The 15,104-nt window shown below is 36.0% G+C and carries 12 protein-coding genes and 1 pseudogene; 8 read left to right on the top strand and 5 right to left on the bottom strand.

Features of this window, described 5'->3' with window-relative positions:
- Positions 1 to 196: 196 nt before the first annotated feature.
- The 8 genes and pseudogenes from G508_RS0118095 to G508_RS0118040 all read left to right on the top strand — a co-directional run bounded on the left by G508_RS0118095 (position 197) and on the right by G508_RS0118040 (position 10,120).
- The gene (locus G508_RS0118095) at positions 197 to 631 is read left to right on the top strand and encodes a hypothetical protein (protein ID WP_026706617.1); all 435 of its coding nucleotides are present in this window, start codon (positions 197 to 199) and stop codon (positions 629 to 631) included.
- Positions 632 to 780: 149 nt separating this feature from the next.
- Positions 781 to 2,244: a hypothetical protein gene (locus G508_RS0118090; RefSeq protein ID WP_026706616.1), complete on the top strand. Its 1,464-nt coding sequence runs from the start codon at positions 781 to 783 to the stop codon at positions 2,242 to 2,244.
- A 157-nt stretch (positions 2,245 to 2,401) separates the two neighbouring features.
- Positions 2,402 to 3,049: a hypothetical protein gene (locus G508_RS19320; RefSeq protein ID WP_051197755.1), complete on the top strand. Its 648-nt coding sequence runs from the start codon at positions 2,402 to 2,404 to the stop codon at positions 3,047 to 3,049.
- A 231-nt stretch (positions 3,050 to 3,280) separates the two neighbouring features.
- Positions 3,281 to 3,823: a flavodoxin family protein gene (locus G508_RS0118080; protein ID WP_245569895.1), complete on the top strand. Its 543-nt coding sequence runs from the start codon at positions 3,281 to 3,283 to the stop codon at positions 3,821 to 3,823.
- 165 nt (positions 3,824 to 3,988) lie between these two features.
- Positions 3,989 to 4,828, top strand: a complete 840-nt coding sequence (locus G508_RS0118075; protein WP_245569894.1) for a DUF4262 domain-containing protein — start codon at positions 3,989 to 3,991, stop codon at positions 4,826 to 4,828.
- 527 nt (positions 4,829 to 5,355) lie between these two features.
- Complete coding sequence (locus tag G508_RS0118070; protein WP_026706613.1) at positions 5,356 to 7,578, top strand: DUF7619 domain-containing protein; 2,223 nt, start codon at positions 5,356 to 5,358, stop codon at positions 7,576 to 7,578.
- 341 nt (positions 7,579 to 7,919) lie between these two features.
- Positions 7,920 to 8,516: pseudogene (locus G508_RS19315) on the top strand (DUF6985 domain-containing protein).
- Between the two features lie 1,262 nt (positions 8,517 to 9,778).
- Entirely contained in the window at positions 9,779 to 10,120 is a 342-nt protein-coding gene (locus tag G508_RS0118040; protein ID WP_026706612.1) for a hypothetical protein, read from the top strand.
- A 302-nt stretch (positions 10,121 to 10,422) separates the two neighbouring features.
- Here G508_RS0118040 and G508_RS19310 read toward each other — a convergent pair whose 3' ends face one another.
- From G508_RS19310 to G508_RS0118010, 5 genes are all read right to left on the bottom strand, one after another.
- Complete coding sequence (locus tag G508_RS19310; protein WP_035695174.1) at positions 10,423 to 11,196, bottom strand: lipopolysaccharide kinase InaA family protein; 774 nt, start codon at positions 11,194 to 11,196, stop codon at positions 10,423 to 10,425.
- Positions 11,197 to 11,225: 29 nt separating this feature from the next.
- Positions 11,226 to 12,284, bottom strand: a complete 1,059-nt coding sequence (locus G508_RS0118030; protein ID WP_026706611.1) for a glycosyltransferase family 9 protein — start codon at positions 12,282 to 12,284, stop codon at positions 11,226 to 11,228.
- A 230-nt stretch (positions 12,285 to 12,514) separates the two neighbouring features.
- On the bottom strand, positions 12,515 to 13,420 hold the full coding sequence (locus G508_RS0118020; protein ID WP_026706610.1) for a helix-turn-helix domain-containing protein: 906 nt from the start codon (positions 13,418 to 13,420) through the stop codon (positions 12,515 to 12,517).
- Between the two features lie 16 nt (positions 13,421 to 13,436).
- Complete coding sequence (locus G508_RS0118015; protein ID WP_026706609.1) at positions 13,437 to 13,787, bottom strand: hypothetical protein; 351 nt, start codon at positions 13,785 to 13,787, stop codon at positions 13,437 to 13,439.
- Positions 13,788 to 13,805: 18 nt separating this feature from the next.
- A complete protein-coding gene (locus G508_RS0118010) occupies positions 13,806 to 15,083 on the bottom strand; it encodes an MFS transporter (protein ID WP_026706608.1) in 1,278 nt (425 codons plus the stop codon).
- Between the last annotated feature and the right edge of the window lie 21 nt (positions 15,084 to 15,104).

The raw sequence follows: 15,104 nt of genomic DNA, 5'->3' as shown, positions 1-15,104 counted from the left end.
TTAGCTTCGCTCCGTTCGGCTTCGCCTCGGGTGCTGTTTTGTGCTAGAATGTTACAGTAATTTCTATAACTTTGTTTTTGGTGGGGAGAGTTGCCGGGTTTTATTTACCTTCGGTCTGTAGCTGGGCTCTAGTCCGAAGCGTCGCCTACCAGCAAAACGTTATAGACAATACATACAAACTTAAAAATAGAATAAAATGCACTTTATTTTCGCCAAACTTTACCATGAATATGAAAAAAATGACCCAACAACGGCTACAACTAGAATTACAACTTATATAACAATTTTCTATTTACTCCTCTCTCTATTCATACTATTGCCAGCGTCAAGTTATATTGAGAAAAACATAACCGGAAAACAATCTGATTATTCTAAGCTGAAATATATCGTATTTTATCTTGCCTTTTTATTTACTATCATGAGAATTGTTTATAGATATTATATTAAAAATAATTACATTCAAAAATTAGCTGAGAAACATAAAAACAGAAAGTTTAATAAAGCCCTTCTCTATTTTTTTGTAGTCACAATTATTCCCTCACTATTAGTATTAGCTGGGATTTTTACCGTTTTAATAAATGGGGGAACAATTGGCGGGAACGAAATAAAAGGATTGCTTGAATCTAAATAAAAACACTGCCTGTAACAGGCGTTTGGCAAGATTGCGAATTTTGTAGTAAATTCAAGTTTACATTTCGCAAGAAATTATATCTTTAAAGGAAAATAATCAGTTCCGAAGTTCGCAAGGTCGTCAAGCGGCAAAATGTTAACCTAAATACTATGAAACATATCGTCTTCATCATATCTTTTTTCATTGTAGCCCTATCTCATGGTCAAAATAAATATGATAAAGCAAAAATCTCATCCAAAATAAAAACGGTTGTAGAAAAAATATCTCAACAAAATAGACTAACTGGCGAATACATTGGTTATGCTGGAAGCAAATCTACTCAATATGAAAACTTTGAGGAATTAAAAAATGCATCAACTGACGAACTTATATCATTAACAAATCATCCTAATGGAGTCGTTAGATGTTATGCTTTTTGGACTTTAGGTTTTAAGTCAAATGTAGATTTATTTGAAATCGTCAAAAATCATTTAAACGACAATGAAATAATTGAATATCAATCAGGATGCATCATTTCAAGTGAAAAGGTTGGTGATTTTTACATTTCGTTAGTCACACCTGAATATGTAGATTTAGATGTAAAAAAACTTAATGATTTAGAGAGGAAAACTTTGGACAGTCTATTAATTTATCAGGAAAATGAACTTAATGCGAGACATACAGCAATAGAATTAGCAGAACCAACTCCACAACTTTATCCTATTTTGCGAAAGTTATATGTTACCAATCATAATCAAAGCGCATTATTAAAATTGTCAACCTATAAGCGTGAAGAAGATATTCCTCTAATTTTAGCGAATCGTGAAGATGATGAAGATAAGGAAAGCGGGTATTTCTTTACTTATGGAGCTATTCAAAATTTTCCTAGAAAAGAATTTATTCCTTTTTTAGAAGCTAGATTGCAGGAAACCTTAGATGAAAGACATTACAGCCAAGAATGGCGAAAACTATATTCTGCAATAGCAGTTTATAAAAATCAAAAAGCTTTGGAGCTATTAAAAATTCCATTTACACACGTCACCCATGATCATATAAAAAAATATCACCTCGATTTCATCTATGATGCAATTCTGGAAACCCCAGATCCGTTATATGCAGAACTTTTATGGGAACTTTGGGGACAAGATCAAGAAATTACTCTTACAGGTTATCGGTTTTACCTTCAAAACGATATTAACCGGGGTTATACTATGACCGTAAAAAAACTTGGTGGTCAAAAAATGGGCACAAATATCTTACCCATTTTTAATGAAAGTATTTTTACAGATAATTTGGAAGAAAGTATGCTGAATCTAATCATACTCAATGATAAAAAACTTGCACATCAAATTATTGAATCTAAGATTTTAGATGCTAACGTACATGAATTTCCTATTTATACTTCAGTCATAAGGAAAAATAAAGATAAGAGTTTTGTCGAATCCTTATTCAAAAGATTTGGGAAAGAGTGGAATGCTCACGTATATCTTGAAATAGCAAAAACGCTTATAGAATTTGAAGATAAAGCTATAAATGATAGGATAATTGTAACACGTAAAAACAATAAAAAATTGAATGAAAATTGGGGTGGCGAGGCACTAACTAAATTGCTCAAAGAAAAAAATATCAAATAAAAGTACTTCTGCCAATAGCCCTCTGGCGTGATTGGGGTTTTAGGCTGAATTTAAAGATGGTTTTGTATTTGGAAAATTTGTGTTTAACCGAAAATCGCGGATATGTATTCCCCAACCACGCATTCTATCGCAAAATCCAAGTAAAAACTGTCGTCAAATGAAACTAAAAATTCTCCTGATCTTAACTGTTACTTTTTTTCAGTCGAAAGTATTTGCAACCGCTCAATATCCGGATAAAATTGTCTATCAAGGTACCGAATACAGCCTGCAAACAAATCCATTAGAAAAATATTTTAAAAAGCATCCTGAGAAGCGTCCCAAAGGTGGAGTTATGTCATCGGCTTGCTGGAGAGGTTATGTTGCAACATTTGAAGTGCTGGATGGTAAATTGTTAATCAAAAAATTGGAAATCGAAATCCGAGACAAAGACAAAAAAAATGGTTACAGTTGGAAAAATGTCTTGGAAGAGACATTTCCAGACACAACAGAAAGATTTACCGATTGGTTTAGCGGTCTATTGATTTTGCCTCATGGGAAATTGATCAACTACGTTCATTTGGATTACGGCTCAACTTTTGAGAACTATATTCTTTTGAACATTAAAAACGGGGCGATTAACAAAGAGCGAAATCTTTCGGGAGAAGAGTTTGCGGAACTGAAAGCTAAGAAGTTTGCTGCCTATAAAACTACCAATGAATACGCTGAAAAAAAAGCGGAACTTATTGAAGAGGGTTGGGAACAGGATGATCTAGATCGCTTTATCGGCAGTTTTATTCAAGAGTATATTTCTGTCGGTGAAAATTAATACTTTTCAAACAGCCTTAACCGTTGCGCTGTGTCGGACAAGTTCATACCTTTCAAAAAACGATCCCGAAGCTTCGTGATTCTAAGCGAGGCTTATAAAGTGAAAGAGGTCATTTTTTGAAGTGATTTGATTGATGGGCCGTATATTTAAAAATCAGACATTCTATTTTTGGGACAACTATTTTAGTATATTTAGTAGAACAAAATGAGGAGGTTTTCACAGACTGACATTATGAGTAATTGTAAACCAACACAACGTAAAAGAAAAATGAAAGGTAAAGTTATAATAATACTTGGAAGTTCAAGAAGTGATGGTGAAACAAAAAAACTTACAGACACAATTCTGGGAATTTCAGATTTTGACAAAATAGACTTAAATGATTATAGTATTTCGTATTATGACTACGAATATAAAAATGCGAATGATGACTATTTGAACTTAATGCAAACGTTGATTAACAAATATGACACTTTTGTTTTTGCCACACCCGTATATTGGTATTCTATGAGTGGGATCATGAAAGTTTTTCTTGACAGGTTTACCGATTTATTAGATAACCAAAAAGAACTTGGGCGGCAATTGAGAAACAAAAAAATGACAGTTATAACAAGTTCAAATGGAGGTAATTTAGGAGAAGAGTTTTGGTTTCCTTTCAAAGAAACTGCTAAATATTTAGGAATGGAATATATTGGAAATTTACATACCATAAGCAATAGTTTAAATTTAGAACAGATAGAAGATTTCGTATATAAAATAAAAACAACGAACGGCTAAGAGCTGTAGCTGTTCCGTTGCGGGGGAGACTTGCAAAACCGCCTTTTTTGCCATTATTTTAAGAACCGAAAAATTCAGCTCCTTTCGGCTTGAAGTTTGGGACGGAAATTGGGAGTGGTAAAAAAAGTTATTGGGAATGTGGCAAACCGTAATTGGGGTGTTTTTTTGTTTATTATTGCAGATGCTAAGCGATTATTTTTAGCATATATATTTAAATTAGTGGCAACCGTAAAACCCACAACCCATAAGATGGCTGACAAAGTGGAGCACAATTGTGCCAGCAAACAAGAAATAATACATAAAGCCAAATCTGACATTGACAAATTTGGACACCACGTTGTTATGGTAAACCCGACAAACTATTCAACATCATTTACCTACAGTATCGGATTATGGAAAACGTACAAACATCCAGAAATAATTTGCTTCGGACTTCGAAATGATTTAAGCCACGCAATAATTAATGATGTTGCAGCAATTATCAAACTAGGCGAACAAATCAAAAGCGACCAGAATTACTTTGACATTTTTGAGGATTCTAAAGCAATGTTTTTAAAAGTTGACGATGAAAATATTGGAGATTATTTTGGAGTTGCGCAACAGGTTCTTAAGGATGAAAAATTTGACGCACTGCAAATTGTCTGGACTGATCGAAATGATAAATTCCCCTGGGAAGAAAACTTTGAAGAAGAATTTGCATACGTACAGCCCTTGCTTGACAGGAATGCTGCTTTTAAATTTAATGAACCTAAAAACCTGACAGCCTTTACTTCCAGGCAATGGCTTGAAGAAGGTAAACCCATTTTAAGGGTAGTTCATGATACCGAAGGAGATTGGCAATTTTTAACTGGAGATCAAATGGCTGACGATATTAGAATTGTTGCATTGGAACAAATTGTCACAAAAGATAAATCATTAAATGAAGTTTTTGACCTTGACTATGGCGAAGAAGCTGAAAGAGAAATTGTGGGTGGAAAATGGATTCGCACTAAATATGAAGAATAAAAGGCAGCCACTGCAAGCGCTAACCGTTGCGTAGCGTCGGACACGACTTCGTTAAGAAACTATGCCGAAGCTTCGGGATTATCGTAATAATAAAAAGACCTCGTTTATTTCCGAATTTCGGGATGTAAACGAGTTTTTTTATGCAAAGTGATGATTGGGAAAATAGAACAGCTCATTTTTTTTGAATACAGAGAAGGAAGTTATTTTGAAAAATAGGGTTTTCCCTATTGTGGGTTGGGATGGAAATGGTTGCGTTATAAAAAAAGTTATTGGTCATGACGAAACCGTAATAGGGTGTTTGTTTTTTGTGTATTATTGTAGAAGCTAAGTAGCGTTATAGCGGGTATGTAACCAGATTTGTGTGTATATGCGCTACAGAGTAGCGGATCTTTGAAAAATCCTCGCAGATTTTACACCGGAATTATATACTTTTAAAGGTTCGTGACAAGACACGCAAAAGCTCCTACATGAGCAACGTTTGCAGACACTATTTATAAACAGAAATGACGAAATTAATTCTAATTTAAATGAAAACAAAAATCCTCTTTATTTTAATAGCTTTTACAACATTATGTGATGCTCAAATTATAGACATTCCAGATGTTAATTTTAAAACGAAACTCTTGCAATCAAATTCTACAAATTATATTGCTAGAGATGTTGATGGAACTTACTTTAATATTGATACCAACAACAATAATGAAATAGAATACAGTGAAGCGGAACTGGTATTTGAATTAGATATTAGCAATACTAATTCGATTCAAAGTGTTAAGATTTCTGATATAACGGGTTTAAGTCATTTTACCAACTTAAAAAAGTTCTATTGTTATGATAATTTACTAACCAATTTAGACCTTACTACTTTTGTTGATCTACTTGCTGTTGGGTGTGCGACTAATCAGCTCACATCATTAAATATCAGTGGCCTAAATCAACTTCAATTTCTGGCGTGTGATACCAATCAAATAAGTACTTTAGATTTGAGCAACAAGCCTGATTTAACAGTTTTATACTGTGCAGCAAACAATATTGTAAGTTTAGATTTGAGCTCACTCACCAATCTTTTGTATTTAACTGTAAGCTATAATCCCATTTCAGCACTTGATTTTACTGGAATAAATACTATAGAAAGTCTTCAATGCATGTCTACCAATATTACAACTATCGACGTATCTAATCTCCCCTATCTAGATTTATTAATGTGTGGATACAATCCCTCTTTAGAAACAATATTTATGAAGAATGGTAAGATCGAATCAGGTTTGAATTTTATTAATCTACCTAATTTACAGTATGTATGTGTTGATGATGCACAATTAACAACAATTCAGAACCATATTAATGTTAGTACTGGAAGTCCAAATTGTTCTGTCAGCTCCTATTGTTCATTTTCTCCTGGCGGTACTTATTATAAAGTTCAAGGACAAAATAAATTGGATGCAAATAACAATGGTTGCGATATGAATGACAGTGTCATTTCTAATTTAAAATTTACGATTACAAATGGAGTAACTACAGGTAGCCTAATTTACAGCCAAACAGGTGATTACGCCATTACCTTGAATCCAGGAGACTATACAATAACTCCCGTTCTAGAAAACCCAACCTATTATGCTGCCTCTCCTGCAAATGCTATGGTTAGTTTTCCTTCCAATACAAGTCCTTTTACACAAAATTTCTGTATTATTCCTAATGGAATACATAGCGATGTTGAGATTACTTTGCTTCCTATAACTGCAGCCAGACCTGGTTTTGATTCAACTTATAAAATACTATTTAAAAATAAAGGAAACCAAGTAGAAAATGGAGTAATAAATGTAACCTATAATGATAATCTTATTGATCTTATTGCTGCAAATCCAACTTTTTTAAACAATTCTTCAGGAAATTTATCTTGGAATTATGCTGATTTATTTCCATTAGAAAGTAGAGAAATTGACCTAGTATTTAATGTAAATAGTCCAACTGAAACACCACCTGTAAATAATGGAGATCAATTAGATTTTATTGCAACAATAACACCATTGATTGACGATGAATTTCAACAAGACAATACTTCTAATTTAGACCAAAATGTTGTTGGTTCATTTGACCCGAACGATAAAACTTGTATCGAAGGCAATACCGTTACTTCTAATATAATTGGCCAATATGTTCATTATATCATTCGATTTGAAAATACAGGTAATTATAATGCCGAAAATATTGTAGTAAAAGATATTATTGACACCTCAAAGTTTGATATTACTACCTTAATACCTATTGATGGCAGTCACAATTTTGAAACAAGAATATCAAATACGAATAATGTTGAATTTATTTTCGAAAACATTAACCTTCCATTTGATGATGCTACTAATGATGGCCATGTCGCCTTCAAAATAAAAACAAAACCAAATTTAGCAGTTGGAAATACATTTAGTAATTCTGCTAGTATCTATTTTGATTATAACTATCCAATAGTTACAAACAATTACACTACAACAATTCAAAATACTTTAGGATTACAAGAGAATGATTTCATTAATGATTTTGTAGTTTATCCAAATCCAGTTAAAGATCTTTTAAATTTCAAAACAGAACGAAATGTATTAAAAATTGAAATATATGATATTGCAGGTAGAATATTAAGTTTACATTCTGTTTCTGAAAATAAAATTGATCTAAGTAACTTAAAAACTGGAAATTATATCCTTAAAATATATACAGAAAAAGGAATAATGTATACTAAAATAGTAAAAGAATGACGATCTGCCAACAACAGTTTGCAAAAATGGCGGGTTTTGGGCTTACTTTAAAGTTGATTTTGTACCTGCAAAGTCAATGTTTAAGCAAAAGTTTATACTTTCTTGATCTGCCACATCTGCAAACTAAAGGCAAAACATTGGGAAAAATTTACTCGAAGGGCAATTTTTCCCAATGACCGCTCGGCTTCGCAAACAGTCGGGAAACCATCGTTGCTCTCGCACGATATTCCCCAACTTTCGGCTTTGACGCATTCGGAAAAGGAGTGAGAGACTCCTTTGTGAACGACGACAAAGCCGAGTGGTGATTAGTGGCAAGCTTGAAAAACAAAAACTTCAGAAAAATGAATAACGAAATAACTTCAGCAGTACTTGGAAAGCTTAAACAGGAAGAAGATTTTCCTGATTGGTGGAAAAGTGTTGAATTTGATATCCCATTTTTTGGAAACGAAAAGCTGACCATAACCTTCATGGACTTTGATCCAGATGAAGACAAAACATTTATAGACGAAGCTGACAAAGCTTTGACAAGCTTTTTGAAACTAAACATAGAAGACCGAAATGGAATTTCAGAACTGGCATATAAAAACTGTATGGAGTTTTTGGCCGCAGTTGATTTTGACAAAGCTGATGAACCACTAAGACAAATAGAAAATAGAAATGAAATTTGGAACTTCATTCACCCCACAGAAATTTATGTAACAAGGCGACCCTATAAAGATCGAGATATTTATGTCCAAATTTCATGTGAATGTGATTGAGAACAAGAACATGGTCTCCAACTTGTTTTTAGACAAGGCAAAAAACTAACGAGAATTAGCGACCAAGATGGACATTTAACAGAAGCGGACGCCTATGATAAGACTGATTCAGAAGATAAATCCTTAAGTCAGTTTAATCAAAATGGAAATAAAACCGAGTGGTGGAAATTTTGGAAATAAAGCCCGCTACTAAGAGGTGTAACTGTTCCGCGGCGTTTGGTACGTGCACAAACCTTTCAGAAAGCTATCCCGAAGTTTCGGGAGTAGCATCATAATAAAATACCTCGTTTAGTTCCGGATTTTCGGGATAAGCGAGTTTTTTTTATGCAAATTGATTATTAGGAAAATAGAAGAGCTTACTTTTTTAAATATAGTAAGTAGGAGGGTGGGTGTTTTAAAAAATAGGGTTTTCCCTATTGTGGGGTGGGGTGGCCACGAAGTCTCGGGAGTAAATTGGCTAGGTTGTAAAAAAGTTGTTGCGAATTAGGGAAAGTGCGAAGCAGTACAACCTACCTACCCTGTATTTGAACCACTGTCGTTTTTAGTTTGCACTGTTATCTGAAAAACAGGTATTTATACGTGTTTACCATCTAATGAAAAAGACTTACTTTGGTTTTTTAAGCTATTGCAGAGGTTGCGAAAAACGGCATTACACTAAAAAGGTGCGTTTGTTTGCATGGTGGCTATAAAGGCAATAGCTTTAGTTTAAGAGTGGAGTGTAATTTTTTATGGTGGCTAATCTACCAAAATAGGCCTATACCATTTTTTACACCCTTTAAAAAAGCGAAAATGAAACTGAAAATTTCACAAGTGAGCTGGTTGCCGAATGGAAAAAAGTATCAAAAATATAAAAGGGGCTTGGAGGAATTGCTGAAAACATGAAACCAATAACCCAGTAGTGGAGCAACAGTACCGTTTGTCTAAAATCAAATAATTATTAAATGTAAAAAACATGAAAAAAGTAAATCTGTACAATGTACGTTCCGGAGCGTCAAAAACCCTTACCTTAACGAGCTCAATAGAAACATTCTATTCCGACCATTTGTCTCAAATGCTCAAGGACAATGGATATGAGGAATTCGATAACAAACTTATCATAACAGAAGAACCCATTGAGAATTGGCTGCAGAAAGGTCCCTTAAGCGCTCTACCCCCCAACTACGGAAGAGTCAAACATTCCCACCCCACCGATACCAAAACCAACGGGTCCCAATGATTTACCGCCAACTGAATCAGAAAAACTGATCGTATCTTCCAATCCAGTCAGTGACCTGAAGGTAAACTTCAATGGCCAAGCTTTTATACCCAGTAACACTCCAAACATTCAACCCGCATTTCCTACCGATGTTCACCTTCAGTTCAAGACCTATTGGAAGCAAGTTGGTACGGCAGTCATAGTTGGAGAGCAAGTCTATACAAAAGCGATATCTTACACAAATGGAATGTCAACTACCAACTCAGAGACCTTGAGTGCAGAATTTGGTGTTGCCTATGGTGTACTTTCCGCAAAAATATCCGCTACAGTCGGCCATTCGGTAACAATATCAGATCAGACCACAATCACCGATACCTATAACATTAGCGTAGCAGAAGGGATAACTACGGTCTATGTCCTTTGGCAATTGGTTGAAGAATACCTATTTGTAGATTCAAATGGCCAGCTTATAAATTGGTCTGGGCAAATGGTTATGGGCTTTATGTCGCTACCTGTCACATTTCCGAATGAACCAAGATATAATCAAAGCAATACCGTCTATTCTGACCGAACCAACTTCCCATCATAAAGCGCATAGGGTCTGACTGTTAGTATAAGCTGTTCTAAAAGAGAGCTTATACTAACCTTCAAACACCGTCTAAAAAACTCCCTTATTCTTAAAAGAACGACTTTATAGATTTGTGCAAAACATAGATTCCCAGTCTATTTATAGCTAATTAAACTGAATATACCAATTCAGCTTCCAGTTAAAGTTAAGAATAACATCCAATCGTTAACGCCCCTCTTCAGATTCAAATTCCTAGTCCACGACCAAATGGCAGGGAGTTCGTGAAATTTCTGATTTGCCCACCTGTGTACCTTTTTGCAGCCTTAACGGATTGCCTTGCCTTTCGCTATTGATTTCAGTATCCTTTTGCTGTCCCGTCCAAAGTTCCTTCTCTTTGCATACACTTTCATTTTTTTATAACAATACTCTTCTGCCCATCCTGCCAATCGGGCATAATGGATACCTACAGTCTCAATGATTTGAGGATCATTTGACAAGCGTGACAAATTTCGCAGCCTTCTGGATTGGCCCATAACGCAATGAAAATTCATCCTGTTCAGGTCGACCAGGTAGAATCTATAAGCATTGTTTTCGGGACGGAGTAAGAAATTTCCAGCCGTATTGTCAATAAATTCAATGCCCCTTTCGTGCAATTGATACATCAGGACCGTATAGGCCCCAAGGACCTTTGCCTTTTCTTCGGCTGTTGAACGGTTCAGGATCTCCCTCAAGGTCCAACTATCTTCCAAATGCTCACTGACGTAGAAACTCTTGGAGAGTCCCAAGATACCATAGGTTTCCATATAGGCGATTGGGGCAGGAGTATGAAAATTATTCCCAAGCAAAAGCTGTGCATATTCAAAGGAACGCCTGGCTTTTGATTTCCGGAAATACTGATATACAAGCCTATTGAAGCTGTTTGGCTTTTTAAACGATTTAAAATTGAGGAGCCTTCCGTCGCTCTTCACCCACTTGATCGTATTCCTTTTGTCCTCACCAATCATGGTCCCTTCGTTGTCAAAATTTTCGAATACTTCCATGATATGGGACTTCAAATCCGTATCTTCATCCGCAAATACACTATTTTGCTGTTTCATTTTTTCTTGATTAAGGAGTCCTTGGATGGTTACCGTGTCGAAAGTGATCTGCCGAATTGCTCTCGTATCAATTGGATCATTCCGTGCTGCCCTATAGTATTTGTATCTATGGCGATACTAGCTGTATTATAGGGCTGATATCTGTTTTGATTGGTTATGGAAAACAGTCCAACCGTTGGAGTTCCAACTGCACTTGAAAGATGCATAACGCCACTATCTGCTGCAATAAACAGGGAAGTGTTAGCGATAAAAGACCCCATTTCACGAATATCGGTGCTGTAGAACGTAGGGATTTTAAAACGCAATCTGGAAGTGTTTTCGATAGGCAATAGTTCGATGATAGCACAATCTGGAAATTCAGCTTTAAGGTTTTCATAAAACTCCAGCCACCATATTTCGGAATAGCACTTCGCTCCGGTAGCATTTGTAAACAGGCAAATTGTTTTTCTGCCCTTTCCGGTGATGCCCTGGAGCATTTTAGCACCGCTTGCCCTTTCTTCCTGCGTCAATTTTAAATCCAAAAAAGGAATGGGCTGCTCCTTGCGATTAATTCCCGATGTTGCCATAAACTCCCTTATATTGTAGATCGGATATTTGGCATGGTGCTGATAATCTGGTCTTTCCAAGTTCAGGTTTTCATCGAATGCTCCAAAAAATTTGCAGCTTGCGCTTGAAAATAAAACGGACAATCGTCCCGATGAGGAGTTTTCAATAGCATTAATTGCGAGGTCATATTGCCTCGATCGGATCGAGAGCCATACTTTTACATACTGTACCAAATGGCTAAACGGCTTCTTTGGGAGTTGCATGATCCTGTCAATGTTTCCATACTCCCTAAAGATTGCTGGAGCGATGCCACCTTTTACCAGAAGGTCGATCTTGCTGTTGGGAAACGTGATGCTAACTTCTTGTACCAACGCCGTCAGCAATAGCAGATTGCCTAATCGGTGATTGGGCCTTGAAATTAAAATCCGTCTGATTTCAGCCTCAGGCCGAGGGTTCAAATGAAGATGGGAAGCACCTATGTTTTTGGTCAGGCTTCGCATTATCGATCTCCTGTAACTGTTTATTTGTTTTGAAATTTTCATGGTTTTTTTGTGTCTTGTATGAAGTAATTCATGTGTTTTCTTTGCAGTTGGAGGATATCGGGGTGCCGTAAAGTCAATGCAATAGTATTCCTCTGCCTTGATCTGATGATTGGCTGAAGGGTATTGAATCGAAATGAAAGTAGGGAAGCCGTTTATAAAGAAAAATGCTGGGTATCACTGGGGAAACCCAGCATCCACTTCAAAACAAAAAAAACAAAAAAAATCTTTATTTAATTGAATGCCTGCCTAAACTCCAGTGGGCTTTGATTGGTCTTGGACTTAAACAATTTACTAAATGACTGAGGATGTTCAAAGCCTAAACCATAGGCAATTTCACTCACCGAAAGTTCTGTTGTAGAAAGTTTTTCCTTAGCCTTGGCAATTAATTTTTCATGGATGTGATGCTGAGTTGACAAGCCCGTAAATTGTTTAAGCATGCTTCCTAGGTATTTCGGGGATATGTTTAGATGATCAGCTATATATTGAACCGTTGGCAAACCTTTGGAAAGCAAATCATCGTCGTTAAAGTAGTCTGACAGCACCTCTTCCAAACGGTTCAATAATTTGTTGTTCGTGATTTTACGCGTGATGAATTGCCGTTGGTAGAAACGTTCGGCATAATTCAACAATGTTTCGAGATGCGAAATAATTATATCCTGACTGAATTTATCAATGTTGGAGTCGAATTCGTTTTCGATATTTTTTACAATTTCGTTTATGATATTTTTCTCCTTATCGGAAACAAACAGTGCTTCGTTTGTAGCGTAGCCAAAAAATTCATATTGCTTGATCTTTTTAGCCAATGGCGTGTTCCATAAGAAATCCGGATGTATGAACATGATCCAACCTTTTGGGTTATGGTCTTCTGCATGGGTACGTCCAGTTAAAACTTGATTTGGAGCAATAAAAGCCATCTTCCCTTCGTCAAAGTCATAGGTTTGTTGACCATATTGTAAATTATTACAATCTGTTTTAAGGGAAATCATATAGAAATCCATTATGATGCTAATATCTGCCTGACCTTCAATAGTACCACTCTCAACAATACTAATTAACGGATGCTTAGGCTTGGGCAGGTTCCCTAATCGATGACCTTCTGTAATCGATTTTATTCTGATGATTTGATTCTTTTCCATACTGATGTATATTTTATTAGTTATTAAGAGGATGCTTTAACCATATCAGCACTAAGGGAATCAGTAGAAATGGTATCTCAATCAAAGCAATCTTATAATTATCGGCCCTTAAAGCGAATGCCATGATTATTACTATGGTTAGTGCATTTAGAAGGTTGCCCATAAAAAATGTTTTGGGAAACAGCACCAATACAGACACCAGAATAGTTGCTATTCCCATAAATGGCATATAACTTCTGCTGATGTTTAATTCTTCCAACATTTTTAATGCTTCAGGGGATTTATCCAAATGCAATCCATCCCAAAAGTGCTTCACATTCAAAATTACTGTGACCGCGATTAAAATTGTACTTATAATTTTACTCATCCTATTTTATCTTTTAAATTATTTTACCAGATCATTTATTTTTTTGCTTACAATGAAACCTGTGCACCCCAGAAGCAAACTAAAAAAAGGCACTAAAAGTAATCCGATTTGTAATCCATTTTCATAATGGCCGGTTGTTGCATAATCGCTTATAAATCCCACCAAAAATGGAGATAAAGTACCTCCTATCAGTCCAGGACCTAACATTAAAACACTAATCGAAAATGCTTGTTTTTTGGGTCCTGCCACCAAATGACCTGCACCAAATGCAAAGGGCATCATAAATGCAAATGAAAACATTCCAGGAACCAATAATGCAATGGACATCCAACTGTTTGGCATAAAAAGTGCCATTGTTGTGGTAATTGAAGCTACAATAAATATAGTTGCCGGCGGATTCATCAAACCTTTGGAACCCTTATTTGCAATTTTATCAAACATTTTACCACCAAATAATGTTCCTACAATTCCCATAACCCCTTGAAGAAGCCCAAAGCTAAGCCCAACCTCACCAGCTGACAAGCCAAATGTCCTGATGAGAAAAGGAGACGTAAAGATGTAAAAAGGTGCTGATGATAACCCCATTAAAATTGCAGCCCTAAATAGCCACCCAAATGCCGGTTTAGAAAACAGCTCACGACCCATTTTTATGTAGCTTTCCCGATGTTGTGTTTCCTGTTTCAGAACTCCCTGTTTAGGAATGAAAAATAGAATGCCTACTACAAGTACAATTCCCATAATTCCTGCTCCAAAAAGAGCATTTCGCCATCCGATTGCATCGCTTGCCCAACCTCCCAATCCAAATCCGATCATACTGCCTAAAGGAATTCCCATTGAAAAAATAGCAATGGCACGTCCCCTGAAATTTTCCGGTATCCGTTGTGCAATGATAGCGTGAGCTGCTGGTGTTCCACCAGCTTCGCCCAAAGCTACCCCAATTCTAGAAAGCGTTAATGTTAAGAATCCGATTGCCAACCCCCCCAAACCAGTCATAACACTCCAAACGATTATACAAAAAAGCAGCACTCTACGGGCCCAACCCCCATCTGAAAACCGAGCAAGTGGCAAAGCCGCCAAGGAATAGCAAAGTGTGAAAGCAACTCCTGTTATCAGACCAATTTGTGTATCTGATAAATTTAAATCGGCTTTTATTGATTCCGCTAAAATAAAAGGCAAAACACGATCAATCTGACTTACGATACTAACCAGCAATAGCGTTATTAACAAGGCAGTTCTTTGCCAGCCATATTGCATTTGGCTATTCTTTTGAAGGGATATTTCGGACTTTTTATTCATTTTTAGCTACTTTGGAAACTA

The sequence above is a fragment of the Flavobacterium soli DSM 19725 genome, from assembly GCF_000422705.1.
GTDB lineage: Bacteria > Bacteroidota > Bacteroidia > Flavobacteriales > Flavobacteriaceae > Flavobacterium > Flavobacterium soli.
Note: the sequence above shows the minus strand (reverse complement) of the source record. Positions and strands in the feature narration are given on the sequence as shown.

What these genes read in the sequence shown, in the direction of transcription:
- G508_RS0118020 (WP_026706610.1), bottom strand. Translation starts at nt 13,420, where the DNA reads ATGGAAAAGAATCAAATCATCAGAATAAAATCGATTACAGAAGGTCAT.
- G508_RS0118095 (WP_026706617.1), top strand. Translation starts at nt 197, where the DNA reads ATGCACTTTATTTTCGCCAAACTTTACCATGAATATGAAAAAAATGAC.
- G508_RS19320 (WP_051197755.1), top strand. Translation starts at nt 2,402, where the DNA reads ATGAAACTAAAAATTCTCCTGATCTTAACTGTTACTTTTTTTCAGTCG.
- G508_RS0118040 (WP_026706612.1), top strand. Translation starts at nt 9,779, where the DNA reads ATGTCAACTACCAACTCAGAGACCTTGAGTGCAGAATTTGGTGTTGCC.
- G508_RS0118015 (WP_026706609.1), bottom strand. Translation starts at nt 13,787, where the DNA reads ATGAGTAAAATTATAAGTACAATTTTAATCGCGGTCACAGTAATTTTG.
- G508_RS0118080 (WP_245569895.1), top strand. Translation starts at nt 3,281, where the DNA reads ATGAGTAATTGTAAACCAACACAACGTAAAAGAAAAATGAAAGGTAAA.
- G508_RS0118090 (WP_026706616.1), top strand. Translation starts at nt 781, where the DNA reads ATGAAACATATCGTCTTCATCATATCTTTTTTCATTGTAGCCCTATCT.
- G508_RS0118030 (WP_026706611.1), bottom strand. Translation starts at nt 12,284, where the DNA reads ATGAAAATTTCAAAACAAATAAACAGTTACAGGAGATCGATAATGCGA.
- G508_RS0118070 (WP_026706613.1), top strand. Translation starts at nt 5,356, where the DNA reads ATGAAAACAAAAATCCTCTTTATTTTAATAGCTTTTACAACATTATGT.
- G508_RS19310 (WP_035695174.1), bottom strand. Translation starts at nt 11,196, where the DNA reads ATGAAACAGCAAAATAGTGTATTTGCGGATGAAGATACGGATTTGAAG.
- G508_RS0118010 (WP_026706608.1), bottom strand. Translation starts at nt 15,083, where the DNA reads ATGAATAAAAAGTCCGAAATATCCCTTCAAAAGAATAGCCAAATGCAA.